Source organism: Burkholderia sp. MSHR3999 (assembly GCF_000833595.1).
GTDB classification, from domain to species: Bacteria; Pseudomonadota; Gammaproteobacteria; order Burkholderiales; family Burkholderiaceae; genus Burkholderia; species Burkholderia ubonensis.
The window spans coordinates 152,305-175,757 of the sequence record NZ_JRFO01000006.1 but is presented as its reverse complement, the minus strand read 5'-3'; the positions used below and the strand labels follow the sequence as shown (position 1 = coordinate 175,757).

The following is a 23,453-nucleotide window of genomic DNA, read 5'->3' as shown; positions in this document are numbered from 1 at the left end:
TTAAAAACAATATAAATGAAAATTAGAAAACGGCTGACGGCATTGCCGATTGCAGCCTTGGTATCGCTCGGGGTACACGCACAGCAGGCCCCGACGCCTGCTGACCAAGCGGCGGCCGCGCGAGCGAACGCGGAACAGGATCGGCAGGCGCAGCAGCAACGCGACGCGCAGCAACGTGACGCGGCCGTGCGCGCGCCTTCGATGCGCTCGGACGTGCCGAAGATCGAAGCTTTTCCGGCGCTTCCCACGGAAACGCCGTGCTTTCGTATCGATCGCTTCACGCTCGACGTGCCCGCGTCGTTGCCCGACGCAGTGATAGATCAAGGCGCGTCCGCGCTACCGATGGATCGCTTCGCGTTTGCCCGCGAATGGCTGAGCCACTACGTCGGGCAATGCGTCGGCAAGCAAGGCGTCGACGTGCTGGTCAAGGGGCTGTCTCAGGCAATTTTGGCACGCGGCTACGTCACGACGCGTGTACTCGTCCCCGAGCAAGACCTTTCGAGCGGCGCGCTGAAACTCTCGTTGATTCCCGGCGTGATTCGTCGTGTCCGCTTTGCCGACGAAAAGCTGCGCGGCACCTGGAAAACGGCCTTCCCGACCGGCGATGGCGAAGTGCTGAACCTGCGCGACCTAGAACAGGGTCTTGAGCAAATGAAACGCGTGACGAGCCAGGACGTCTCGATGCAGATCGTTCCCGGCGAGTTGCCGGGCGAAAGCGACGTGGTGCTCGACGTGAAACGCGGCAAGCCGTGGACCGTTGTCGCATCGATCGATAATTCAGGCACCCGCGCTACGGGCAAGCTTCAAGGCAACTTGTCAGTCGGCATCGACAACCCGCTCGGCTTGAACGACATGTTCAACGTCGGCGTGAGCCAAGACCTTGAGTTCGGCGACAAGCGCCTCGGTTCGCATGGCTGGAACGGCTTCTATTCGATTCCATGGGGTTACTGGACTGCTACGCTGTCCGCAAACACGAACACCTACTACCAGCAGATTGCGGGTGTGAACCAGACGTTCGTCGCGAGCGGTAATTCGAAGACGGTGGATTTCAAGCTGGCCCGTGTGATTGCGCGCAGCCAGAACGACGTGCTGGGCGGGTATTTCAGGTTGTCGCGCCGGTTCGGGAAAAGCTTCATTGAAGACACCGAGATTTCGCAGCAGCGTCGCAACAACACGATCATCGAGCTTGGCCTGACCGATCGGCACTACTTTGACGGCGCACAGTTCGACGGCTCGCTCGCATACCGGCAGGGCGTCGGCGGATTCGGTGCGCAGGCCGACACGCTTGCCGCGGGCGGTGGCCCAACGTATCGCTTCAAGATGGCGGTGCTCGACGCCAACCTCTCGGTGCCGTTCGCGATCGGCAAGCAGCCGTTTCGCTATGTCGGCACGTTTCACGGCCAGTACACCGGGGACACCCTGTACTACCTCGATGACATGACCATCGGCAGTCGATACACCGTGCGCGGTTTCGACGGAGAAACAATGCTGGCGGCGGCGCGCGGGTTGTACTGGCGTAACGAATTGCAAATGCCGATCGGCCAGACGGGCCAGGCGGTGTACGCAGGGATGGACTATGGCCGCGTGTGGGGGCCGCAACCGATTGCGCTTGTTGGTACGCAATTGGCTGGCGCAGTGATCGGCGTGAAGGGCAGTGTCGGCACTCGATTCGGTGGCTATGCGTATGACCTGTTCGCGGGCACGCCGATCTACAAACCGTCCGGGTTCCCGACTGCGCGCGTCACGGTCGGGTTCCAGGTAACTGCACAGTTTTAAAAGTACCCGATACGGAATTCAGAATGGCTAGAAAAATATTGATGGTGCTGGCTCTCGGTGTGGTGCTTACCGGCTGCGCGTCGCAGAGCGTCGAGAATATGGCATATGATCCGACGACCGATGCGAGGATTCGCGTTTACTTTGGCACTACCACGCATTTTTACTTCAACACTGCATGTGAGCCGAAGAACGGTGTATTGGGATTCGGTCGTAGTGGGATGGCAGTGGCAAAGCCGCGTATGTTGCATTTGGCCAATACCACAATTGGGATGCCGGTCCCGGACGATGCGTATCGTTATTACGACGAATATGTGATCAAGGCCAATGAGCCGCTGACGATTACGTTGGACAAAGGTGGCTGGTCGCAAGTCAACGGATTTGTTACCACGGAGATGCTCCAGCACGTTGCGCGCACCTTTGTTCCGCAGCCCGGTACCGATTACGAGGCATTCGCGAGCAACCGGTCATCCAGCGGATTGGATCTCACTGTTCGAAAGCTTTCTGTTATCGACGCGCATGTCCGGACAGAGCTAGTCAACGCGCGCGCGGCGCAAAAATGTCGAGACATGGGTGTCGACACGCCAGCGGGATGACCGCGCGGGACTTCGTAGGTCCTGGAAGGAGGGCGGGGGTGGACGATAGGCAATTGGAAGCCTTGAACGCATCGGATGACGAGCCGTTAATCAGGCTTCCTCCGCGCCATCCATGGTTGAACAGAAAACGCCGTGCAATGCAAAAGGCGCGACAGGTGGAAGTCGACTCGCAGACACCAGAGCGTGCCTCTGCGCCTGCTGCGCAGCCGAAAATTATCGTGAAGCGGAAGCGGCGATTGGCTTTTGCTTGATTGGTCGCGTCTAGACCCCCCTCCAGGTTTAGACGCTTTGCGCGGTCTGCGGAACAGCCGCGCCTTTTTATACCGGGGACGCACCGGAAGACTTGAGCCATATCGCCAAGTGATGCGCTGTTAGGTTTGTTAGTTGTATTTAACAATTAAAGGGGTAGGCAATGAAGAAGAAACTTGTTCTGGCGGGTTTGATGAGTTCGGCGGTCTTTCTGACCGCTTGTGGTGGCGGCGACGGCAGCAGCGGCGGTGCGACGTCCGGAAACGCAACGAGTTCGACGTCGCAGACCACGTCGACATCGTCAACGCCGTCGTTTGCGTGCACGGACGGCTACAAGAAGCTGACGATCTCGAATAGCAGCGTGATAGCCAACGCGAACATCAATCTTACGACCGACGATGGTATCGCTACGCTCACGCTCAAGACACCTGCGAGCGGCCTGACCGGCGATCTGACCGTGTGTCTGGGCAAGATGGACCCGTCTTCGGCCGGTGCGACCGGGGATTACATCTACGGTGTTGAGGTGCCTCAGGGGAGTCTTCACTCGATGGCCTCTGCAACGCTGACGCTGAACTTTACGACCAACGTTACGCCCAGCCCGAACCCGCCCGTGATCGAACTTGCAGATCACTCAAATGGGCCGACGGTATACAAGCCGCTGGTTCAGGGAGCGTCGTATGTGAATCCGCCGAACTATAGCCTTAGCGCGAGCGCGCAGGACGCCGGGATATACGTCGTCCGTCTGAAGCACTGAACATTGACGGTTTGATGAGGTCCAGAAGGCTTAGCCTTCTGGACGAGTCGATGATCCGATGAGTTCCTTTACCGTCAAGAAGCATGACGGGCCGTAGGAGTCTTGGCCTGGACGCCCACGGACCATCCGCCGGCTGCTTCTTCGAAACGATGAGACGCTGTTCCTTGCTCTCTTTGATGACCCTGTTGTACAGATTGCTAAGAACTTGCATGGTTGACTGATATGGCACGAAACTCTCCCCGTCGAACGAAGCGTAAGCCGCTCACCAAGGATCAGCTTTTGCCGATGTCGAACAATACAATTCGGACACTGTCGCTTGAGGGGCATGTCGCATTGTCTGTTCTGCGTCGCGGCCAAGGCGATGCGGTACAACTCGGCCGGCTCGCACAGATCGTCTATCTGTCGTATTTCATGCGGGACGTGACAGCAGCGGGTTCCGACATCGAGCAGTTTCGGATCGCCGAGATTATCGTAGAAGACTGCGTGACAAGAGCGCTCAACGGTGAACGATGGGTGTTGAAGGACGAGGATTTTGCCGCTGTCGAGCGTATCTTGCTCTTGTACGATGCTCAGCTTGCGGCTGCGCCCGCGTATCGATTTGCCGATGCGTGGCAGCAGTTTCAGCGAGTGATCGTCGCGCATTATCAGACTCCCATCGAAGGCTCGCGTATCGACATGTCGGCGATCGGTATCGATGCCGTGAGTGCGCTGATTCAATGAATTATCATGACAGCTTGAGCATAAGGCTCCATTGATCATGGCGCGTACAGCTGAAGAAGCGTTTAAACATACAGTAGACGTTGCAAAGGCAGCGGGGCTCACGCTTCTGACGACGGCATGGGCTGGGGCACAGGCGAGCTACCTTTTCCGGTGTTCGAATGGGCATGAGTTCGAGCGGCTTGCGACGTCCATCCTGTACAAAAATGTGACCGCATGTCCCGAATGCAAGCGGGAAGCGCTGCGCGACCGATGGATGGAAATTGTCAGGGAGCGCGGAGGAGAGCTTGTAGGGAGCGAATTCACGACCGTAGCGAGGCGATACCGCTTCCGCTGTGCGAAGGGGCATGAGTGGGAGGCGCTGGGACAACATATCGTCGCCGGTCACTGGTGCCGGCGTTGCGTGGCGGAAGCCAATTCTGCGCGCCTATTGGACCATGACGGACTTGCACGCCTGCAGGCAGCGGCACAAAGCAAAGGCGGCCGTTGTCTCGCGACGGAATACGTCGGCAGGGCGGCACGCTATGAACTGGAATGTTCACGCGGCCATCGCTGGCAGACCAAAGGTGGGTTCATTTTAGACGGTCATTGGTGTCCAGCGTGCGCGAGAAAGGACAATGCCGAACAACAACGCAGATCCGACGGCCTACAGCGATTGCAGGCGGCAGCGGCGTTACGGGGTGGGGCTTGTTTGAGCGAAAGCTATACGGGCCTGATGTCACGATACCGGTATCGTTGTGCAGCGGGCCATGAGTGGCAAAGCTTTGCCGGTTCGATCTTGGGCGGAACATGGTGTACAGCATGTCGATTCGACGAAGCGGGAGCGGTAGCGTTTGAGCGATTGCACGCCACTGTTACGGCGCTGAACTGGCGTTGTCTCTCTGGCACCTGGGCCGGCTACAACGAGCGTTATGAATTCGAATGCGAGAAAGGCCATCGATTTACTCGCAATGCAATGGCGCTACTGTACCGAGGCGAGCAAGCTCATTGTGGGGCGTGCGAAGCGGATGAGATTGAAGCGCGCTGGCTGAATACTATCGCTAGCCGGAGTGGAGAGCTTCTCAATGGTCCGTTCCGAGGGCTATCTGAACGTTACCGGCTACGGTGTGCCGAAGGGCACGAGTGGGAGACGACTGGTGAACTGATCCGCAGAGGCAAATGGTGTCCGGAGTGCGGCCGAGTGAAATCGGCAGAATGCAATATTCTGGCCGATGGGCTCGCACGATTGCAGGCGATTGCTCAGCAGCACGGTGGCCGGTGCCTGGCGGCAAAGTACACGCGGAGTCGTGATCATTACCGGTTTGAGTGTGCCAAAGGCCATCGGTGGAAGGCGTCCGGACAAATGATGGTGCACGGACATTGGTGTCCGAAATGTGCTGGTATCGCGCGACGCCTTACGCTTGAGACCATGCAGGACATTGCGAGGAAGCGCGGCGGTTTGTGCATGTCGACGGAATACCAAGGAGCGCATGTGAAACTGACTTGGCAGTGCCATCGAGGGCACGTCTGGCAGTCGTCGCCGGCGAACGTCAAGAACAAGGGGCGTTGGTGTCCCAATTGTGCTTTCCTGGAAATGACGAAGGACCCGAAAAAGCGTCTGAAGTGGGATTATGAGGGCAGGGAGTGACTTGTAAGCAAAGGTTCTGATAATGGGAAAGACGGCTACTAGCCGAGGACGCGCGACGCGGCGTGACGCTCGCGCCGGGCTTACGAAAGGGATGTTGCTGCCGCTGTCGATGGAGAAAGTGCGAGCACTGTCACTGGAGCACCATATGGCGCTGGCCGTGATTCGCTCCGGGAACGGGGATTGTGATCAGGTCATTTGTCTGCTGCGAGTGGTCTACTTAGCGTTTTTCATGCGAAGCGAGACGACTTCCGGCTCGGATCCTGACCTGTATCGGCGGGCGGAAACCGTCTTGGATGCTTGTATCGCGCGTGCCGAACGCGGTGAGGTGTGGGCGCTGCGGGAGGACGAACTCGCTGACGTGGAGCGCGTATTGGTCGTGCATGACGAGCAACTGGCAGCGATCCCCAAGCATCGCTATCTGGCGGCTTGGGATCGGCTACAACGATTCGTGATGGGTAAGGGGCAGTCGCCGATTCCGCAGACAGAGATCACGGCTTGATGAGTCGATGTTAATGAGCATCGAGCCGCGTTCGCATTGGGCGGGGCCACATGGCTGGCCGAGGTGGTGGGCCTCCCGTGAGTCGAACACGGTACCAACGGGTTATGAGCCCGCTGCTCTAACCAAGCATGAGCTAGAGGCCCGGTGGAGCGGGTGAAGGGAATCGAACCCTCGTCGTAAGCTTGGAAGGCTTCTGCTCTACCATTGAGCTACACCCGCAACGCAATCATTGTACCTGACCCTTAAGGCTCGGCCGCTACGCAGCGGGGCGTGACCGGATCCGCCGCTGTCGGACAGGGCTGTGGCTGGAAGCTAGTGCAGTAGACGAAGTGGATCGACGTTGATTGATACCGACCTAGAATGCCTACAGGGTGCCTACATTAGATCGAATATTTGACGGGAGCCTTGTGAGTCGTCTGCGTAACTGATTGAAATTACAGGGATAGAGGTTCTAGGCTAATTTTCAGTCGCTAGGACGTCGAGTCCTGACCGGCGCGCCGGGCCGCCCGGCCCGGCAGCAGCGCGCGCCGCGCGTCATGCGGCGCGGCGCATCACTGCAGATTGCCCCAGCGGCCGACGGCCGGCTCGGCCGAGGCCCACTTCCAGCGCGCACCTTGCTGGCACGCGCTCGCAAAATACCAGTCCGCCTTCGCGCCGTCCTTCACCGAGAACGCGAATTCCTTGCACAGCGCGAGCGACGTCGAATAGGCGCGCGTGACGCGCACCTCGCCTTCCCCGTTCTCGAGCGGAAGCGCATTCTTCACCTTCCACGGCTTCACTTCGCCGACCGCGAGGCTGCCGACCGCCTGCGCGATCGCATCCTGCTGGTTCTGGTGGAGCTGCTTCATCGTGCGCTTCACGGCCTCGTCGGTCGCGGCCTGCACGGCGATGCCGACGCCGACGCCGACGGCCGGGTTGGCGGTCACGAGGCCCGTCGCCGCGCCCGCGAGCGCGCCGCTCGCCGCGCCGACCGACCCGCAGCCCGACAGCGCGGCGCCGGCCGCGCACAGCGCGCCGAGCCACGCGACGCGAATCGCGACGCTCATTGCAGCGCACCCCAGCGCTCGGTCGCCGGCTCGGCCGACGCCCATTTCCACACCGGGCCGTCGCGGCAGATGGTCGCGACGAAGAACGCGGATTGCGCGGCGGCATCGGGTTTGGCCGGCGCATCGACGGAGAACACGATTTCCTTGCAGTCGAGCGGACCGACGCTGATCATCCGGCTGACCGTCACGCGGCCGCGCTCGTCGTCCTCGATCGGAAACGCGTGGTTCGTCGACCACGGCGCGACGCCGCCGACGTCGAGCGGCCCGGCCGCCGTGGCGATCTGCTGCTGCGTGTAGCGGTGCGCAACGCGCTGCGTGTACTGGACGCCCGCACGCGCGCCGGCGACCGCGCCGAGGCCGATGCCCGTCGCGACGGCGGCGTTGTTGGTGACCTTGGACGCGATCGCGGCGCCCGCGATGCCGGCGCCGGCCGTCGCGCCTTCGCTGTACAGCGAGTTGCAGCCGGACAGCAGCGCCGCCGCGGCGGCTGCGGCCAGCACGATGCGCGCCGGCATGGCCCGGCGCGGCGGTTCGAAACGAAAGTTCATCCCTGAGTGCGTGTCCTGTCTGGGTGAGCGGCGAGGCATGCGCGCGCTCATGCCGTGCCATTGTTTCGCAATTGTCATAGGGAAACTGCAAAGCTTTGACAAATCGCCGGCAGCCGGCCTCGCGCACGCGCGCGGCGCTATTGTCTGGCAGATGGCGGGCGAGGGGTCGAAACGTTACAAATTGAAGGTAATTGTTACGCTGGCGTGCAAGCTTCGCACCTAGACTGTTTTCTTATGGAATGTTTCGACGACGGTCGTGCACCGTTCAACCCATGAGACACCCAGCCATGCGCCGTTCCAGACGGCCTGCGCAGCAACCGCCCGACACGGGCGCCGGCGGCCCGCGGCCGCGCACCGATGCGCCATCCGCGCCGCCTGCCGGCGCGCCCGCCACGACGCCGTCCGACGGCGATCACAACCAGGGCGGAACCCGTCCGGAAGGGCTCGACTATCAACGCGACCTCGGCGTCGACCAGGACGCGTGACGTCCTTGTCGTTGCATTCCTGCCCCGCATTTCGTTGCCGCATTTGTCGCATTTCTCACGTCTGAACCGCCGCGCGGCAGCCTTCCGGTTGCCGCGCCCGTCACGGCGCGCGCCTTGCGCGCCGGCCATTCGAATCAAGAAGGGGGAAGCCGCATGAGCAGATTGATCGTCGTATCGAACCGTGTCGCCATCGGCGAGGACACGCGCCCGAGCGCGGGCGGCCTCGCGGTCGGTGTGATGGACGCGCTGCAGGAAACCGGCGGCATGTGGTTCGGCTGGAGCGGCGAGATCGTCGGCGCGCCCGATGCGCCCGCGATCCGGCGCGACGACAACGTGACCTACGCGACGGTCGGCCTGACCCGCCGCGACTACGATCAGTACTACCGCGGTTTCTCGAACGCGACGCTGTGGCCGGTGTTCCACTATCGCGGCGATCTCGCGCACTTCGACCGCCAGGAATACGCGGGCTATCTGCGCGTGAACGCCGCGCTCGCGAAACAGCTCGCCGCGCTGCTGAAGCCCGACGACCTGATCTGGGTGCACGACTACCACCTGTTGCCGTTCGCGCATTGCCTGCGTGAGCTCGGCGTGAAGAACCCGATCGGCTTCTTCCTGCACATCCCGTTTCCGTCGCCCGAAGTGCTGCGCATGGTGCCGCCGCACGACGAGCTCGTGAAATTCATGTGCGCGTACGACGTCGCCGGCTTCCAGACCGACGCCGACAAGCAGGCGTTCGTCGACTACATCGAACGGCGCGGGATCGGCGCGTCGAGCGACGACGGGATGCTGCATGCGCACGAGCGGGTCGTGAAGGTTGCCGCGTATCCGATCGGCGTGTATCCGGACGCGATCGCGCAGGCGGCGGTGCAGTACGGCGCGCGCAAGCCGGTGAAGATGCTGCGCGACGCGCTCGACGGCCGCAAGCTGGTGATGAGCGTCGATCGGCTCGATTACTCGAAGGGGCTCGTCGAGCGCTTCCAGGCGTTCGAGCGGATGCTCGCGAACGCGCCCGGCTGGCAGGGCCGCGTGTCGCTCGTGCAGATCGCGCCGCCGACGCGCACCGACGTGCAGACCTACCAGCGCATCCGCGAGACGCTCGAAGGCGAGGCGGGCCGCATCAACGGGCGCTTCTCGCAACTCGACTGGACGCCGATCCAGTACCTGAACCGCAAGTACGAGCGCAACCTGCTGATGGCGTTCTTCCGGATGTCGCAGGTCGGCTACGTGACGCCGCTGCGCGACGGGATGAATCTCGTTGCGAAGGAGTACGTCGCGTCGCAGGACCCGGCCGATCCGGGCGTGCTCGTGCTGTCCGAGTTCGCGGGCGCGGCGGCCGAGCTGCCGGGCGCGCTGCTCGTCAATCCGTACGACCTGTCGCAGATGGCCGAGGCGCTCGAGCGTGCGCTGTCGATGCCGCTCGCCGAGCGGCAGGCGCGTCACGACGAGAACCTCGCGCGGCTACGCGCGAACGACCTGTCGGTCTGGCGCGACACGTTCGTCGCGGATCTGCGCAGCGTCGCGACGGCCGCGTCGGTGACGCGGCGGGCCGGCCGGCGGGTCGCGCATGTCTGAGCGCGCGCGGGCGGGCGGCGGCGCGGACGACGGGGCAGACGAGGCCGCCCGGCGCTTCTTCGTCGTGACGGGCGGGCCCGGCTCGGGCAAGAGCACGCTGATCGACGCGCTCGAGCGCGCCGGCTTCGCGCGTTCGCAGGAAGCGGGGCGCGGGGTGATCCGGGACCAGGTGGCGGTCGGCGGCCCCGCGCTGCCGTGGCGCGACCGGAGCGCATTCGCCGAGCTGATGCTGGGCTGGGAGATGCGTTCGCACCATCTCGCGCGGCAGGCGCGCGGGCCCGTGTTCTTCGATCGCGGCGTGCCGGACGTGATCGGCTACCTGCGCCTGTCGGGGCTTGCGGTGCCCGCGCATGCGGAGGCTGCTGCGCGACGCTTCCGCTATCACCGGCGCGTGTTCATCGCGCCGCCGTGGCCCGATATCTATACGCAGGATGCCGAGCGCCGGCAGGATTTCGGCGAAGCGGTGCGCACTTATGACGCGATGGTCGAATGCTATGCGTCGTACGGCTATCGGCTGATCGAGCTGCCGCGCGCGAGCGTGAAGGCGCGCGTGCGTTTCGTGCTGGACGCGCTCGACGAGACGTGATGCGCGGCGGGCGCCGGCCCGGTCAGGCCGATGCGCTCGGCTGCGGCGCCGCGATGCGCAGCGTGCTGACGACGGCGGCGGCGGCCGCGAACGCGGCGGCGACGTAGAGCGCGATGGTCGGCCCGTGCGCGGGTGCGATCCCGAAGATCAGCGCAACGAGCGCGGCGCCGAGCGTCTGGCCGGTCAGCCGCGCGGTGCTGAGCATGCCGCCCGCGCCGCCGGCGCGCGAGCGCGGCGCCGACGACAGGATCGCGCGGTTGTTCGGCGACTGGAACAGGCCGAAGCCCGCGCCGCACAGCGCCATCCGCCACGCGATGTCGACGCTGTCCGGATGCGCGCCGATCATCGCGAGCGACAGCAGGCCCGCCGCGAACAGCGCGAGCCCGATCCCGCCCAGCATGCCGGCCGAGTAGCGGTCGGACAGCACGCCGGAGAGCGGCGCGGCCACGACGATCACGAGCGGCCACGGCGTCATGTAGAGGCCGGTCTGCACCTGCGAGAAGCCGAGCGAATGCTGCAGCCAGAACGGCAGCGCGACGAACGCGAGCATCTGCGACGTAAACGACGCGATCGACGTGCAGATCGACAACGCGAACAACGGGATGCGCATCAGGTCGACCGGCAGCAGCGGCGCCGGCTGCGACAGCTGCCGCTTCACGAAGAACCAGCCGACGACGAGCGCGACCGCCAGCTCCGCCGCGACGTACGCGCCGCGCTCGCCGTGGCCGAGTCCGTCGACGGCCATGATCAGCAGCCCGAACACGCACGCGTTCATCAGCGCGCTCGGGATGTCGTACGGCGCGTCGTGCAGCGGATTGGCGGGGAGCGCGCGCAGGCTGCCGAGCACCGCGGCGATGCCGATCGGCACGTTGATCGCGAACAGCCACGGCCACGGCGCGACCGACAGCACCGCCGACGCGACGGTGGGACCGACGGCCGACGACAGCGCGACCACCATCGCGTTGATCGACAGGCCGCGTCCGAGCATCGACGTCGGATAGATCATCCGCACGAGCGCGGCGTTGACGCTCATGATGCCTGCCGCGCCGAATCCCTGGATCACGCGCATCACCGCGAGCGTCGGCAGCGAACCGGCGAGCGCGCAGCCGAGCGACGCGGCGGTGAACAGCGCGAGGCCCGCGATGTAGACGCGCCGGTAGCCGATGCGCTCGCCGAGCGACGCGAGCGGCAGCAGCGTGATCGTGACCGCGAGCTGGTACGCGTTGACGATCCAGATCGATGCGGCGTCGGACGCACGCAGGTCATGCGCGATGGTCGGCAGCGCGACGTTGGCGATCGCGCCGTCGAGCACGGCGAGCGTGATGCCTAGCGCGACGCAGACGATCGCCCAGTAGCGTTGCGGAAGGGGCAGGCCGGTATCGGGATTCATGGCTAAAGCGTGTCGGCCCCGGGCCGGGATGCGGCGCTGGGGCGTCCTTGTGGGGTTCGACGGCGGGAAGGCGCAGGCGGCGCGGACCCTTGCGGGTGCGAGCCGGCCGAGTGTATCACCGGGCCGCGCAACGCGTCGTCGACGCCGGCCGGCGGGCCTGCGCGGTCATCCCTCGAAGTCGAGGCCGCCGAGCCGCACGACCGGATCGGCCTGCGTGCGCGACGCGAGATCGACGTCGCGCGCGCTTTGCCACGCGGACAGCTTTCTCGGCAGCGCGGCCAGGTAGTGCTCGAAGCGCGCTTCGCCTTCCGGCGCCATCAGCCGTTCGATCTCGTCGGTATCCCAGGTCAGCTCGAGGTTCAGCGGATGCGCGAAGCCGCTCACGTGTTCGTGCGGCGCGCTGCGGACGCGGACCTGCGACGGGTGGCCGTGGCCGCCATACGGGACGACTTCGGTCTGCACATGGTCGTCGAAGAAGGCGGCGATCGCGTGCGCGATGCGCGGCGCGAATTCGGTATCGAAACGGCGGGCGGTCTCGGGCTGCATGCAGGCGTCTCCTTGGTCCCGAAAATGTAGCACGGCGCTTGCGCGTTTTGGCTCGCCGGTCCGGCGTAAACGTGCGTTACCACTTGCTGCATCTATTACCGCGGGCCGCGCCCACAATGCATCGCATACCGTACCACTTCGCGTGGGAGTGCAACATGAAGAAGATCGCAGCAGTGTGTGTTCTCGCCGGTTCGCTCGCCGTCGCCGGACCCGCGTCCGCGCATGACCGCGGCGGCGCCGTCATCGGCGCGCTGATCGGCGGCGCGGTGCTGGGCGCCATCGTGACGTCCGCGTTGAATCCGCCGGTCGCGTACGCCGCGCCGGTGTATCAGGCGCCCGCCTATCAGCCGCCGACGTATTACCAGGCGCCGGCGTATCAACCGCCGGCCTATGCGCCGGGTTATCAGCAGGCGCAGTACCAGGACGATGACGGCTATGGTTACGGCGGCCAGCCGCGCTATTGCTATGACCGCTATCAGCGCGCGTATGTGTGCGGCGGCGCGCCGGCGTCGGGCGGTTACGGCTATGTGCAGCCGGGCGGATGGTGAGCGTGGCTTCGTGCCGTTGAAAAGCAGAAGGCCCTCGCATCGAGCGAGGGCCTTGTTCGTTGATGGCGCGCCGGTGTGATGGCAATTGCGCGGTCATGGCACGCATGCCGGGTCATTCGCGCCGCTGCGCGGCGCCAGCACCGGATACAAACGGTTGCAATTGCGTTAGTGCCAGCGGCCGTTGCCGCGGTCGTTGTCGCCCTGGCCGCCGCGCCAATCCCGGGCGCCGCCGCTCGCGCGATTGCCTTCGGTCGGGCGGTTGCCGCGATTCCAGCCGCCGTTGCCGCGATCGCCCCAGTTGCGATCGTCCCAGCCACGGTCGCGTCGCCAGTCGCGGTCGTCACGCCGGTAATCGTGGCGATCCCAGTCTCGACCGCCGCCCCAGACGTTGACCGTGCCGTACACGGGCGCATACGCGGGGCCGTACGCGTAGCCGGGGTCCGAGTAATAGGTTTGTCCGTAGCCGTAGCCGGCGTCCGGCGCGACGACGCAGCCGGCCAGCAGCGTGGCGACGGCGGCGGTGGTGGCGATGAGCTTGATCATGGCGTTCTCCCTTGGGGCGAATCATAAGAGGCGGAACGCCGCGCATCTGCCACCAATTGTGTCTCAAAATTACGGCGAAGTAAGGTCGGCCGGCGAAAGTGCTAGCATCTGGAACTCATTGTTTTTGAGGAGCACATCGATGAAATTCGCGATCCGGGCCGCACTGGCCGCCATTTGCGTGACGAGCGCCGCCGCATGCGCGGCAGGGCCGGCGTCGGAGGCCGCGGTGACGGCCGAGTCGATCAAGATGTTCCCGCAGGCCTCGGCTGGCCAGCAGCGCGCGGTGATCGCGCTGCCCGCGCTCGCCGATGAAGGCGGCGCGCGCGTCGAGCTGATGATCGGCAAGACGCTGCAGACCGACTGCAACCAGCAGTGGTTCGGCGGCGAGCTGAGCGCCGAGACCGTCCAGGGCTGGGGCTATACGTATTACCGGCTGTCCGATGTGAAGGGACCGGCGTCGACGCTGATGGCCTGCCCGGGGCAGGCGCCGCGCGAGCGGTTCGTGCAGGTGCGCGGCGACGATCAGCTGCTGCGCTACAACAGCCGGCTGCCGATCGTCGTGTACGTGCCGGACGGGTTCGAGGTGCGATATCGCGTGTGGCGGGCGTCGGATGACGTGAAGCGCGCGGTCGTGCAGTAACGCGTTGGAGTGATGGGCCGCGTGGGTGTCGTGGAATGGCGATGCCTGCGCGGCTTCGCGAGGACTCTAGTTGTTGCCGCAGGAGCGAGCTCGGACTGAGGTGGGCACACATCTGTCCGATGCCATTGCATGTCCGCAAAACGGGGCATGTAAGTTGCCGCGGACAAAAACAAATAAGCCCGCTTGCGTTCGCATGGCGGGCTTCGATGTTGGTTGCGGGGGTAGGATTTGAACCTACGACCTTCGGGTTATGAGCCCGACGAGCTGCCAGACTGCTCCACCCCGCGGCGCGAAGTGTACTCGGACCCGGCACTGCGTCAAACGAATCGTCCTGGCAAGAACGTTGCGGACTCAACTTGTCTGTCGTATTCAGAGATTCAGTGATGGGGGGATGCTGGGCGGTCGAATGCGGGAACGTGCGACAAAAAAACCCGCAAAGCCACGCCCTGCAGGGTTCTCGTGCGAAACGTTCAAAACCTTGGGAGATATCTGGTCTCCGACAGAATTCATATCTCACGGCTGCATAGGAGCCTCGGGCGGCGATGTTCCGGATATACCAACAAAAATACTAACAAACGCATCGGTGCAGGCTCGATCAGTCGAAAGGGGCGCCGTGCGTAGCCTTGTCGTGCCGCTGGAAGCAAAAATATCTGGAGATTTGGAGATAAACACTCGTCTCGGCTTGTGAGCCTTGTCTGGCAAGGCTGCGGCTATCTCCAAATCTATCTCCAAAACACACATTTTCTTGGAGACAACGTTGGAGACAAGCGGGCTCGTGGGGAGCGTTCGCTTACTGTTTTACACATTTCCCTGCGGTCTGGAACGCCACGCGCAAAGAGTGTCCCCCGCGCCGCCACCTTCCCAGCCGTGGTCTATATTTCGGGACCCCGGTCTGTCACTTCCCTACGATCTAACCATGGTCGCCCATACTGAGATTTGCCCACTGCCGATGTACAATCGGCCGACCCATTGGACAGCCGGTACCCACAAATCATGGCGAAAATTGCACTGCCGGTTCACGAGTTGGAGTTTTTGAAACTCTCTACCAATCACCTTGAGTTTGCGCGGAAGCTATCAACTCTCGGTTGGCCGACTCCTGACCTTGCGCGGTACGCCCAGCATGTCTGCAACGCTTGGTTTCAACTCGGCGAAGAGCACTTGGCGGAGGCCAAGAAAATTCTCGCGGTCGGATGCCCTAGGGCTTGCTTCTCGCGTGCATATTACGCCGCTTACAACGCATCAAAGGGCGTTCGATACATGGTTCAGGGCTTCGTGAGCCTCAAAGGTGACGACCATAGCAAGGCGTCATCGGATTTGCCCGGTGATTTTCCAGATGTTGGCTCCTGGGCAAGTCGAGTTGGGAAACTGTACGAGCATCGGTTGCGGGCTGATTATGACAATTGGGGTACGACGGCGTCAGAGCACACCATGAAACCCGATGAGGCTATAGCAGAAGCCGAAGCATTTATCCACGCAGCACGACATTATCTGAACGCCAAATGCGGTATGACACTATGACCAATGAAATGAATGACGATCGTAGCGCCGAAGAGGCAATTGACGCATTTGAGCGTGAGATCGGGGTTACTGGCGTCCCCAATTGCCGGGTATTGGTGGGAAACCGAGAATTCTTGAAATTCGCTGTGGGGCGTGAGGCGCCGCTTTACACCTATGCTCTTTATGAAAGCCAAAAGAGACTGCCCGATAGCAATCCCTTTAAAGGGGCGATGGCGCTTGCTCCAGAAAAGGCGAGCAGCTTCCCTGCATCCACCGAAGCTAGTGCGTTACTGACTCTGCTAACTCGGTCGACACGAGAAGTATCACAAGGGGATCCTATTGGTGGCTACTCTGTCCCGTATGTGCCGTTTCAAAAGCGAGAAGATCACCAATTGGCTCAGCCGGCATCACATATCGTCCGAGGTCGACGGGGTGTCGGAAAATCAACGCTAATAAGAAGGGCTGCAGAACTTCTCTCGGAGACGCCATCCATTGTTGCTATTCTCGACATGCAGACCTACTCCACGTTAAGTGGCGATGATTTGATTCGAGAAGTGCTTTACGACATGTGCACCTCCATGGCGTCTGCGGCACAAGAGGTCGGGTTTCGGACGCATGTAGCGATCGATGCGCAACCGCTTATGTCGATTGCGGAAAATATCTCTTCGGGAGCGACATCGGTAGATCGAGCCCCCGTCGCTATAAAGCGCATACTTGCGCAGCTGACGAAGGCGGCGAAGGGTAATGCTTTTCTTTTCCTCGACGACTTTCATCTTATAGACCATGAATGCCAACCACGCTTGTTGCACACGCTAAATGCGTCGTTGAAGGGTGCAAATGGTTGGTTAAAGGTCGCAGGTCTCAGTTCGCTCCTGAATGTATATTCTCCAAGCGACAGGAAGGGGCTGCAAGTTCCTGGCGACGCCCAATATGTGTCGCTGGATTTGACGCTGGAGAATCCCGAGGCTGCTCAGGCACACCTGCGAGCAATCCTTGAAGGATTTCTGAATGCCGTCGGCTATGGCCTTGGCGGTTCAGTGATACCGGAAGCTGCGTTTCGTCGATTGGCATGGGCTAATGCTGGCGTGCCCCGAGATTTTCTGCAAATGTTTGGGCGCTCGTTGGAACATGCGAGTCGTAATCGACATGTGACGGTTACTCTGTCTGATGTTAATATCGCGATCGGAGAATTCGGTCAGCAAAAAATGGACGATTTGCAGAGGGATGCGCGCAACGAAGCGGGCGTGCTTCGAAACGCATTGTCGAGATTGGAATCGCTGTGTTTAGATGACAATAAGATCAATGCGTTTCTTGTTCGAAGCGACGATTCTAATGAACGGGTTATCGTTCAAGTGCTTAGTGATCTACGCATGGTGCATTTGATACACCAATCGATCACGCCCGGTAAAGCTGGGGAGCGATTTGAGGCTTTTATCTTGGATTATTCCATTTTTACTGGTTTTCGACGTCGGCCCAACGTTAAAGAGATGATCCCTAAGGAGCTTCAGTTCAAGGCGTCTGAACTACGCGCTTTGCCGAAAGTGCCGGATGGTTTTTTCGCTGCCGATCTTGAAGGGTAGGGGCGTAGAAGTTTGCCGGATGAGCAAGCGGTCGCTTTGCAGTCGGGGCCGCTCATCACCCAAGATGTCGCGCATGAGCAGCGGAATCTCCGTCGTCTTGACGCGGGCCATGTGCTGCACGCCGGGACCCTTCTTCAAGACCGTCTGCGCATCGATGTCGGCCGCCGGATTCCTAGAGCATCGCCCGGTCATGATCCCGTATTGGAAGACGGCGCGAGAGCGCTGGAGGATCCGCTTCGCCGTCTCACGCACTCCGCGCGCCTCGACCTCGCGCACGATGCTGAGCATCTGTGGCGAGTCGATCTCCGCGATTGGGCGAGGGCCGATCTTCGGGAACACGTCGACTTCAAGCGAATTCAGCACCTTCTCCGCGTAGCTGTCGCTCCAGCCCGGACGCTGGGAGTCGTACCACTCGCGCGCTACCGCTTCGAACGAGTTTGCCGCCGCGATCTCGGCGGCCCGTTTCGCACCCTTCTTCGCTTCGCCCGGATCAACGCCGGCCGCGATCTGCTCGCGGGCCTCGTCGCGCTTCTTCCGTGCCGTCGCAAGCGTGACGGCCGGATAGACGCCGAGGGCGAGCGTCTTCTGCTTGCCAAGGAAGCGGTAGGACAAGCGCCAATACTTCGCGCCGTTCGGTAGGACGAGCAAGAACATCCCGTTGCCGTCCGTCAGTTTGTATGGTGCCGCGCTGGCCTTCGCGTTCCGCACCTGTATGTCAGTGAGAGGCATTGTTGGTATCTGCTGATACCAACAAAAATACCAACACTTTCTCTGGCTGTTACTGAGCAACCTTGGGTAACGATAGGAGCTAGAGGGCCGCCAGACGGGCTTGAGCGGGGAGTTTCTTGGGGGAGATTTGAAGCTTGTCTGGTCCCCCCGACAGGAATCGAACCTGTATCTAGCGCTTAGGAGGCGCTTGTTCTATCCATTGAACTACGGGGAGAGCCTGCGATTCCGGCGTGTCGCGCACGGCGCGAACCGGACAGCGGTATGGACAGCGCGCAGAGTATAGCAAACGCGCGTTCGCACCGGCACAGGGAAATCCGTGCCCGCGCGAACGTGCCGCGCGATCAGAAATCGACGACGACGAAGTCTTCCTTGCCCACGTCGCACAGCGGGCAGCGCCAGTCGGCGGGAATGTCGGCGAAGCGGGTGCCGGGCGCGATGCCCTCGTCGGGCAGCCCTTCCGCCTCGTTGTAGACCCACCCGCAAATCAGGCAGACCCAGCTTTGGTATTCGGTCACTTCGCTCATGTTGCGCTCACGATATTGAAATCAGGGTAATGCCGTCCGCGGCCCGGCCGGCGGACGAAACGCGCAATGGTACCGGAATTTCGGCGAACTCGGCCGCAACGTCGTTTTAAACGTGCGCATCGCGAACAATGCGACCGAGGCACGCGTGCCATGCGTGCGGTGTATGCTTCCCGGGCTGTCCAATCATCAGGAGAAAAAGATGCTCAACAGAAAGTGGATCGCAGGTGCCGTGTGCGTCGCGGCGATGGCCGTTGCCACGATCGCGCGGGCCGAGTCGCGCGTATATTTCGTCGAGCCGGCGGAAGGCGCGACAGTGCGGACCCCCGTACACGTCAAGTTCGGTCTCGAAGGCGACATGCAGCTCCGGCAGGCCGGCGACATGACGCCGGACACCGGTCATCATCATCTGCTGATCGACGGCCGGCCGATAACGAAGGGCGACGTGATTCCCATGAGCGAACACTCGCTGCACTACGGCAAGGCCCAGACCGAAACCGACATCAGGCTGCCGCCGGGCCGGCATACGCTGACGCTGCAGTTCGGCGACGGCGCCCATCGGTCGTATGGTCCCGAACTGAGCCAGACCATCGTCGTCAACGCCCAGTAAGCGGCGAACCCGCGCGGGCGGCCTGGCCGCCCGCGCCCGCCGCCCGGCAACCGGCCCGCACGGGCCGGCCTTGCGGCATCATCCGTTCGGCCAGACCGGTGGCGGCGTCCGCCACCGGTACAATGAGCGCTTCCGATTTCTCTTCGCCGTCTTCCCCATGTCGCTTTATTCCATTACCGGTGCGCAGCTCGCGTTCGGTCACGTCGCGTTGCTCGATCACGCGGATTTCTCGCTCGAGGCCGGCGAGCGCGTCGGCCTGATCGGCCGCAACGGCGCAGGCAAGTCGTCGCTGCTGAAGATCGTCGCCGATCTCGCGCGGCCCGATGACGGCCTCGTCACGCGCCAGCAGGAGCTCGTGACCGTCTACGTGCCGCAGGAACCGGAATTCGAGCCCGGCGCGACCGTGTTCGACGCGGTCGCGTCGGGGCTGACGCACACGCGCGAGCTGCTCGAGGAATACGACGCGATCGCGCACCGCCTCGCGGAAACCCCCGAAGGCGCCGAGCACGACGCGCTGCTCGCGCGGATGAACGCGCTGCAGTCGTCGCTCGACGCGCACGATGCGTGGAGCTGGCGCACGCGCGTGTCGATGACGCTCGCGCAGATCGGCCTCGCGGACGTCGACGCGCGCGTCGACGCGCTGTCGGGCGGGATGCAGAAACGCGTCGCGCTGGCCCGCGCGCTCGTCGTGCAGCCCGACGTGCTGCTGCTCGACGAACCGACCAACCACCTCGACTTCGACGGCATCCGCTGGCTCGAGGAGCTGCTCGTCGCGCAGCGCGCGGGCCTGCTGTTCATCACGCACGACCGCGCGTTCCTCGATCGCGTCGCGACCCGCATCGTCGAGCTCGATCGCGGCCGCCTGCTGTCGTATCCGGGCAATTTCTCCGCGTACCAGACGCGCAAGGCGCAGCAGCTCGAAGTCGAGCGCGTGGAAAACGAGAAGTTCGACAAGCTGCTCGCGCAGGAAGAAGTGTGGATCCGCAAGGGCGTCGAGGCGCGCCGCACGCGCAGCGTCGGCCGCATCGCGCGGCTCGTGCAGATGCGCAACGAGCGCGCGGAGCGCCGCAACGCGCAGGGCAACGTGAAGCTCGACGTCGCGCAGGGCGAGAAGTCCGGCAAGATCGTCGCGGAGCTGACCGACGTGACGAAGCGCTACGACGGCCGCACGGTCGTCGACCGCTTCTCGTCGACGGTGATGCGCGGCGACAAGATCGGCTTCGTCGGCCCGAACGGCGCGGGCAAGACCACGCTGCTCAAGCTGATCCTCGGCGAACTGAAGCCGGACGAAGGCACGGTGCGCACGGGCACGAACCTGCAGGTCGCGTACTTCGACCAGATGCGCGCGCAGCTCGATCCGGAAAAGAGCCTCGCGGACACGATCAGCCCCGGCAGCGAATGGGTCGAGATCGGCGGCAACCGCAAGCACGTGATGAGCTATCTCGGCGATTTCCTGTTCGCGCCGGAGCGCGCGCGCTCGCCGGTGAAGTCGCTGTCGGGCGGCGAGCGCAACCGGCTGCTGCTCGCACGCCTGTTCGCGCGGCCCGCCAACGTGCTGGTGCTCGACGAACCGACCAACGACCTCGACATCCCGACGCTCGAGCTGCTCGAAGAGCTGCTGGCCGACTACGACGGCACGGTGCTGCTCGTCAGCCACGACCGCGCGTTCCTCGACAACGTCGTGACGTCGGTGATCGCGGCGGAGGGCGAAGGCAAGTGGCGCGAATACGTCGGCGGCTTCACCGACTGGCAGATCCAGAGCGAGCGGGCACAGCAGCTCGCGCAGCAGGACGCCGCGAAACGGGCCGCGAAGGACGCGGCGCCCGTCAAGGAGGAGCCGGCGAAGAGCGCGGCCGGCCGCAACGCGCAGCGCACCGTGAAGCTGTCGTTCAACGAGCAGCGCGAGCTCGAGTCGCTGCCCGACCGGATCGCGATGCTCGAGGAAGAACAGAAGACAATCGGCGCACAGCTCGAGGACGGCTCGATCTTCGCGAAGGATCCGCAGGAAGGCACGCGCCTGACCGAGCGGTTCGCGGCGATCGACGACGAGCTGCTCGCCGCGCTCGAACGCTGGGAGACGCTCGAGGCGAAACGCAAGCCGTGACGCGGGGTGGGGCAGCCCATCGCGCGCGCGTGCGCCGCCGTGCCGCGCCGCCGCGCTTTTCGTCCGATGGCGCGCCGCGCGGAACCAGTAGAATACGGCCCGTTTCGGGCGCTCGCGGCGTGCGCCGCGCGCCCGCTTTCGGAGCAGTCCAAGCACACCGTTGTTTCGATTCGCTTTTTTACGGAACTCAACGTTTTGTCCACGACGTTATCCACACGAGGTGTGGACAACGTCCCGATGAATGACGAAATTCAGCGCCTATGTCAACGAAGAAGCCCAGCGCGGCCTATAGCGAAGCATCGATCAAGGTGCTCAAGGGTCTCGAGCCGGTCAAGCAGCGGCCCGGCATGTACACCCGTACCGAGAATCCGCTGCACATCATCCAGGAAGTCATCGACAACGCTTCGGACGAGGCGCTCGGCGGCTACGGCAAGCAGATCACCGTGACGCTGCATGCGGACCACTCGGTGTCCGTCGAGGACGACGGCCGCGGCATTCCGTTCGGCCTGCACCCGGAAGAAGGCGTGCCGGTCGTCGAGATCGTGTTCACGCGCCTGCACGCGGGCGGCAAGTTCGACAAGGCCGCGGGCGGCGCCTATACGTTCTCGGGCGGCCTGCACGGCGTCGGCGTGTCGGTGACGAACGCGCTCGCGACGCGCCTCGACGTGACCGTCTGGCGCGACGGCAAGATCGCCGAGCTCGGCTTTGCCGAAGGCGACGTCGTGAAGCCGTTGTCCACGCAGGCCGCGGGCCGCGGCGAGAAGAAGTCCGGCACGCGCGTGCAGGTCTGGCCGAACCCGAAATACTTCGATTCGCCCAACCTGCCGCTCGGCGAGCTGCAGCGCCTGTTGCGCTCGAAGGCCGTGCTGCTGCCGGGCGTCGAGGTCGTGCTCGTCAACGAGAAGACCGGCGAGCGCCAGGCCTGGAAATACGAGGACGGCCTGCGCGGCTACCTGCTCGACGAGATGAACGGCAGCGAGCTGCTGATCCCGTTGTTCGAAGGCGAGCGCTTCGCCGATTCGCGTTCGGGCGACGACACCTTCGCCGAAGGCGAGGGCGCGTCGTGGGTCGTCGCGTGGAGCGAGGAAGGCTCGCTCGTGCGCGAGTCGTACGTGAACCTGATCCCGACGCCGGCCGGCGGCACCCACGAATCGGGCCTGCGCGACGGCCTCTACCAGGCGGTGAAGAGCTTCGTCGAGCTGCACAACCTGCAGCCGAAGGGCGTGAAGCTGCTCGCGGAAGACGTGTTCGCGCGCGTGTCGTTCGTGCTGTCCGCGAAGGTGCTCGATCCGCAGTTCCAAGGCCAGATCAAGGAGCGCCTGAACAGCCGCGACGCGGTCAAGCTCGTGTCGTCGTTCTCGCGCCCGGCGCTCGAGCTGTGGCTGAACCAGCACGTCGAGCACGGCAAGAAGCTCGCGGAACTGGTGATCAAGCAGGCGCAGGCGCGCACCCGCGCGGGCCAGAAGGTCGAGAAGCGCAAGAGCTCGGGCGTCGCGGTGCTGCCCGGCAAGCTGACCGACTGCGAGACCGAGGATATTGCGCGCAACGAGCTGTTCCTCGTCGAGGGCGACTCGGCGGGCGGTTCCGCGAAGATGGGCCGCGACAAGGAATACCAGGCGATCCTGCCGCTGCGCGGCAAGGTGCTGAACACCTGGGAAACCGAGCGCGACCGCCTGTTCGCGAACAACGAGGTGCACGACATCTCGGTCGCGATCGGCGTCGATCCGCACAGCCCCGACGACGGCGTCGACCTGTCGAACCTGCGCTACGGCAAGATCTGCATCCTGTCGGACGCGGACGTCGACGGCTCGCACATCCAGGTGCTGCTGCTCACGCTGTTCTTCAAGCACTTCCCGCAGCTGATCGAGCGCGGCAACGTGTTCGTCGCGCGTCCGCCGCTGTTCCGCGTCGACGCGCCGGCGCGCGGCAAGAAGCCCGCGCAGAAGCTGTACGCGCTCGACGAAGGCGAGCTCGAAGCGATCCTCGACAAGCTGCGCAAGGACGGCGTGCGCGACACCCAGTGGAGCATCAGCCGCTTCAAGGGTCTCGGCGAAATGAGCGCCGAGCAGCTGTGGGACACGACGATGAACCCCGACACCCGCCGCCTGATGCCGGTGAAGCTCGGCGAGCTCGACTACGAGTCGACGGTCGCGCGGATGACGATGCTGATGGGCAAGGGCGAGGCGGCCGCACGGCGCGGCTGGCTCGAGGAAAAGGGCAACGAGGTCGAAGCGGATATTTGAGCGCGGCCGGGCATGACGCCCGGTCCCGACTCGCGCTACCTACGAATACG

General features: G+C 63.5%; 22 protein-coding genes, 4 tRNA genes and 1 pseudogene. 16 read left to right on the top strand and 11 right to left on the bottom strand.

Translation table 11 applies throughout. The features are described from left to right. Nucleotides 1-15: 15 nt before the first annotated feature. The 6 genes from KY49_RS18120 (at nucleotide 16) to KY49_RS18100 (ending at nucleotide 6,215) form a co-directional block, all read left to right on the top strand. Nucleotides 16-1,776 (top strand): ShlB/FhaC/HecB family hemolysin secretion/activation protein, encoded by a 1,761-nt coding sequence (locus tag KY49_RS18120; RefSeq protein ID WP_042586015.1) that lies wholly within the window; start codon nucleotides 16-18, stop codon nucleotides 1,774-1,776. A 23-nt stretch (nucleotides 1,777-1,799) separates the two neighbouring features. Continuing rightward, the gene (locus KY49_RS18115) at nucleotides 1,800-2,369 is read left to right on the top strand and encodes a hypothetical protein (RefSeq protein WP_042586014.1); all 570 of its coding nucleotides are present in this window, start codon (nucleotides 1,800-1,802) and stop codon (nucleotides 2,367-2,369) included. 412 nt (nucleotides 2,370-2,781) lie between these two features. After that, complete coding sequence (locus KY49_RS18110) at nucleotides 2,782-3,372, top strand: hypothetical protein (RefSeq protein ID WP_042586013.1); 591 nt, start codon at nucleotides 2,782-2,784, stop codon at nucleotides 3,370-3,372. A 222-nt stretch (nucleotides 3,373-3,594) separates the two neighbouring features. Then, entirely contained in the window at nucleotides 3,595-4,092 is a 498-nt protein-coding gene (locus KY49_RS18105) for a hypothetical protein (protein WP_231636452.1), read from the top strand. A gap of 37 nt (nucleotides 4,093-4,129) precedes the next feature. Beyond that, entirely contained in the window at nucleotides 4,130-5,716 is a 1,587-nt protein-coding gene (locus KY49_RS37460) for a hypothetical protein (protein WP_156162568.1), read from the top strand. A 91-nt stretch (nucleotides 5,717-5,807) separates the two neighbouring features. Then, nucleotides 5,808-6,215, top strand: coding sequence for a hypothetical protein (locus tag KY49_RS18100; protein ID WP_042586011.1), 408 nt, complete (start codon nucleotides 5,808-5,810; stop codon nucleotides 6,213-6,215). Nucleotides 6,216-6,279: 64 nt separating this feature from the next. On the opposite strand, the gene KY49_RS18095 is transcribed toward KY49_RS18100, so the two are convergent. The 4 genes from KY49_RS18095 to KY49_RS18080 form a co-directional block, all read right to left on the bottom strand. Further along, nucleotides 6,280-6,358, bottom strand: a tRNA-Ile gene (locus tag KY49_RS18095). 2 nt (nucleotides 6,359-6,360) lie between these two features. Continuing rightward, nucleotides 6,361-6,434: transfer RNA gene (locus KY49_RS18090), tRNA-Gly, on the bottom strand. 332 nt (nucleotides 6,435-6,766) lie between these two features. After that, nucleotides 6,767-7,261, bottom strand: coding sequence for a hypothetical protein (locus tag KY49_RS18085; RefSeq protein ID WP_042586010.1), 495 nt, complete (start codon nucleotides 7,259-7,261; stop codon nucleotides 6,767-6,769). Then, a complete protein-coding gene (locus tag KY49_RS18080) occupies nucleotides 7,258-7,809 on the bottom strand; it encodes a hypothetical protein (protein ID WP_042586009.1) in 552 nt (183 codons plus the stop codon). The genes KY49_RS18085 and KY49_RS18080 overlap by 4 nt, the downstream gene beginning before the upstream one ends. 287 nt (nucleotides 7,810-8,096) lie before the next feature. Between KY49_RS18080 and KY49_RS18075 the strand changes: the two genes are divergently transcribed. From KY49_RS18075 to KY49_RS18065, 3 genes are all read left to right on the top strand, one after another. Then, nucleotides 8,097-8,294, top strand: a complete 198-nt coding sequence (locus tag KY49_RS18075) for a hypothetical protein (RefSeq protein WP_042586008.1) — start codon at nucleotides 8,097-8,099, stop codon at nucleotides 8,292-8,294. A gap of 153 nt (nucleotides 8,295-8,447) precedes the next feature. Further along, on the top strand, nucleotides 8,448-9,866 hold the full coding sequence (otsA, locus tag KY49_RS18070) for an alpha,alpha-trehalose-phosphate synthase (UDP-forming) (RefSeq protein ID WP_042586007.1): 1,419 nt from the start codon (nucleotides 8,448-8,450) through the stop codon (nucleotides 9,864-9,866). Next, nucleotides 9,859-10,452: an AAA family ATPase gene (locus KY49_RS18065; protein ID WP_042586006.1), complete on the top strand. Its 594-nt coding sequence runs from the start codon at nucleotides 9,859-9,861 to the stop codon at nucleotides 10,450-10,452. Before otsA ends, KY49_RS18065 begins: the two co-directional genes overlap by 8 nt. A 22-nt stretch (nucleotides 10,453-10,474) precedes the next feature. Here the strand turns inward: KY49_RS18065 and KY49_RS18060 are convergent, their stop codons facing one another. After that, nucleotides 10,475-11,842, bottom strand: a complete 1,368-nt coding sequence (locus tag KY49_RS18060; protein WP_042586005.1) for an MFS transporter — start codon at nucleotides 11,840-11,842, stop codon at nucleotides 10,475-10,477. Between the two features lie 165 nt (nucleotides 11,843-12,007). Next, on the bottom strand, nucleotides 12,008-12,388 hold the full coding sequence (locus tag KY49_RS18055) for a DUF5594 family protein (RefSeq protein WP_042586004.1): 381 nt from the start codon (nucleotides 12,386-12,388) through the stop codon (nucleotides 12,008-12,010). A 116-nt stretch (nucleotides 12,389-12,504) separates the two neighbouring features. On the opposite strand from KY49_RS18055, the gene KY49_RS18050 reads away from it, so the two are divergent. Further along, nucleotides 12,505-12,936, top strand: a complete 432-nt coding sequence (locus KY49_RS18050; protein WP_063801500.1) for a hypothetical protein — start codon at nucleotides 12,505-12,507, stop codon at nucleotides 12,934-12,936. Nucleotides 12,937-13,101: 165 nt separating this feature from the next. Here the strand turns inward: KY49_RS18050 and KY49_RS18045 are convergent, their stop codons facing one another. Then, nucleotides 13,102-13,479, bottom strand: a complete 378-nt coding sequence (locus KY49_RS18045; RefSeq protein ID WP_042586002.1) for a hypothetical protein — start codon at nucleotides 13,477-13,479, stop codon at nucleotides 13,102-13,104. 139 nt (nucleotides 13,480-13,618) lie between these two features. Here KY49_RS18045 and eco point away from each other — a divergent pair, with 139 nt between their 5' ends. After that, entirely contained in the window at nucleotides 13,619-14,119 is a 501-nt protein-coding gene (eco, locus tag KY49_RS18040) for a serine protease inhibitor ecotin (protein ID WP_042586001.1), read from the top strand. Between the two features lie 210 nt (nucleotides 14,120-14,329). Here eco and KY49_RS18035 read toward each other — a convergent pair. Further along, nucleotides 14,330-14,406, bottom strand: a tRNA-Met gene (locus KY49_RS18035). Between the two features lie 706 nt (nucleotides 14,407-15,112). Between KY49_RS18035 and KY49_RS37455 the strand changes: the two genes are divergently transcribed. Both KY49_RS37455 and KY49_RS37450 read left to right on the top strand, forming a co-directional pair. Then, complete coding sequence (locus tag KY49_RS37455) at nucleotides 15,113-15,637, top strand: hypothetical protein (RefSeq protein ID WP_143134596.1); 525 nt, start codon at nucleotides 15,113-15,115, stop codon at nucleotides 15,635-15,637. Between the two features lie 8 nt (nucleotides 15,638-15,645). Then, nucleotides 15,646-17,196 carry an ATP-binding protein gene (locus KY49_RS37450; RefSeq protein ID WP_157637069.1) on the top strand — a complete coding sequence of 517 codons (1,551 nt, stop codon included), beginning with the start codon at nucleotides 15,646-15,648 and terminating at the stop codon, nucleotides 17,194-17,196. A 63-nt stretch (nucleotides 17,197-17,259) separates the two neighbouring features. Here KY49_RS37450 and KY49_RS18030 read toward each other — a convergent pair. The 3 genes and pseudogenes from KY49_RS18030 to KY49_RS18020 form a co-directional block, all read right to left on the bottom strand. After that, nucleotides 17,260-17,925, bottom strand: a pseudogene (locus KY49_RS18030) (tyrosine-type recombinase/integrase); the annotation flags it as partial. A 139-nt stretch (nucleotides 17,926-18,064) separates the two neighbouring features. Then, a tRNA-Arg gene (locus KY49_RS18025) sits at nucleotides 18,065-18,139 on the bottom strand. Between the two features lie 127 nt (nucleotides 18,140-18,266). After that, complete coding sequence (locus KY49_RS18020) at nucleotides 18,267-18,449, bottom strand: rubredoxin (RefSeq protein ID WP_006398668.1); 183 nt, start codon at nucleotides 18,447-18,449, stop codon at nucleotides 18,267-18,269. A gap of 199 nt (nucleotides 18,450-18,648) precedes the next feature. Here KY49_RS18020 and KY49_RS18015 point away from each other — a divergent pair, with 199 nt between their 5' ends. From KY49_RS18015 to KY49_RS18005, 3 genes are all read left to right on the top strand, one after another. Next, nucleotides 18,649-19,056: a DUF4399 domain-containing protein gene (locus KY49_RS18015; protein WP_042586843.1), complete on the top strand. Its 408-nt coding sequence runs from the start codon at nucleotides 18,649-18,651 to the stop codon at nucleotides 19,054-19,056. A 157-nt stretch (nucleotides 19,057-19,213) separates the two neighbouring features. Further along, nucleotides 19,214-21,160 carry an ATP-binding cassette domain-containing protein gene (locus KY49_RS18010; RefSeq protein WP_042586000.1) on the top strand — a complete coding sequence of 649 codons (1,947 nt, stop codon included), beginning with the start codon at nucleotides 19,214-19,216 and terminating at the stop codon, nucleotides 21,158-21,160. Between the two features lie 260 nt (nucleotides 21,161-21,420). Next, nucleotides 21,421-23,403: a DNA topoisomerase IV subunit B gene (locus KY49_RS18005; protein WP_010091070.1), complete on the top strand. Its 1,983-nt coding sequence runs from the start codon at nucleotides 21,421-21,423 to the stop codon at nucleotides 23,401-23,403. The last annotated feature ends 50 nt before the right edge of the window (nucleotides 23,404-23,453 follow it).

Coding starts and splice junctions, on each gene's coding strand:
- KY49_RS18120 (WP_042586015.1), top strand. CDS start 16: ATGAAAATTAGAAAACGGCTGACGGCATTGCCGATTGCAGCCTTGGTA.
- KY49_RS18115 (WP_042586014.1), top strand. CDS start 1,800: ATGGCTAGAAAAATATTGATGGTGCTGGCTCTCGGTGTGGTGCTTACC.
- KY49_RS18110 (WP_042586013.1), top strand. CDS start 2,782: ATGAAGAAGAAACTTGTTCTGGCGGGTTTGATGAGTTCGGCGGTCTTT.
- KY49_RS18105 (WP_231636452.1), top strand. CDS start 3,595: ATGGCACGAAACTCTCCCCGTCGAACGAAGCGTAAGCCGCTCACCAAG.
- KY49_RS37460 (WP_156162568.1), top strand. CDS start 4,130: ATGGCGCGTACAGCTGAAGAAGCGTTTAAACATACAGTAGACGTTGCA.
- KY49_RS18100 (WP_042586011.1), top strand. CDS start 5,808: ATGTTGCTGCCGCTGTCGATGGAGAAAGTGCGAGCACTGTCACTGGAG.
- KY49_RS18085 (WP_042586010.1), bottom strand. CDS start 7,261: ATGAGCGTCGCGATTCGCGTCGCGTGGCTCGGCGCGCTGTGCGCGGCC.
- KY49_RS18080 (WP_042586009.1), bottom strand. CDS start 7,809: ATGAACTTTCGTTTCGAACCGCCGCGCCGGGCCATGCCGGCGCGCATC.
- KY49_RS18075 (WP_042586008.1), top strand. CDS start 8,097: ATGCGCCGTTCCAGACGGCCTGCGCAGCAACCGCCCGACACGGGCGCC.
- otsA (WP_042586007.1), top strand. CDS start 8,448: ATGAGCAGATTGATCGTCGTATCGAACCGTGTCGCCATCGGCGAGGAC.
- KY49_RS18065 (WP_042586006.1), top strand. CDS start 9,859: ATGTCTGAGCGCGCGCGGGCGGGCGGCGGCGCGGACGACGGGGCAGAC.
- KY49_RS18060 (WP_042586005.1), bottom strand. CDS start 11,842: ATGAATCCCGATACCGGCCTGCCCCTTCCGCAACGCTACTGGGCGATC.
- KY49_RS18055 (WP_042586004.1), bottom strand. CDS start 12,388: ATGCAGCCCGAGACCGCCCGCCGTTTCGATACCGAATTCGCGCCGCGC.
- KY49_RS18050 (WP_063801500.1), top strand. CDS start 12,505: ATGCATCGCATACCGTACCACTTCGCGTGGGAGTGCAACATGAAGAAG.
- KY49_RS18045 (WP_042586002.1), bottom strand. CDS start 13,479: ATGATCAAGCTCATCGCCACCACCGCCGCCGTCGCCACGCTGCTGGCC.
- eco (WP_042586001.1), top strand. CDS start 13,619: ATGAAATTCGCGATCCGGGCCGCACTGGCCGCCATTTGCGTGACGAGC.
- KY49_RS37455 (WP_143134596.1), top strand. CDS start 15,113: ATGGCGAAAATTGCACTGCCGGTTCACGAGTTGGAGTTTTTGAAACTC.
- KY49_RS37450 (WP_157637069.1), top strand. CDS start 15,646: ATGAATGACGATCGTAGCGCCGAAGAGGCAATTGACGCATTTGAGCGT.
- KY49_RS18020 (WP_006398668.1), bottom strand. CDS start 18,449: ATGAGCGAAGTGACCGAATACCAAAGCTGGGTCTGCCTGATTTGCGGG.
- KY49_RS18015 (WP_042586843.1), top strand. CDS start 18,649: ATGCTCAACAGAAAGTGGATCGCAGGTGCCGTGTGCGTCGCGGCGATG.
- KY49_RS18010 (WP_042586000.1), top strand. CDS start 19,214: ATGTCGCTTTATTCCATTACCGGTGCGCAGCTCGCGTTCGGTCACGTC.
- KY49_RS18005 (WP_010091070.1), top strand. CDS start 21,421: ATGTCAACGAAGAAGCCCAGCGCGGCCTATAGCGAAGCATCGATCAAG.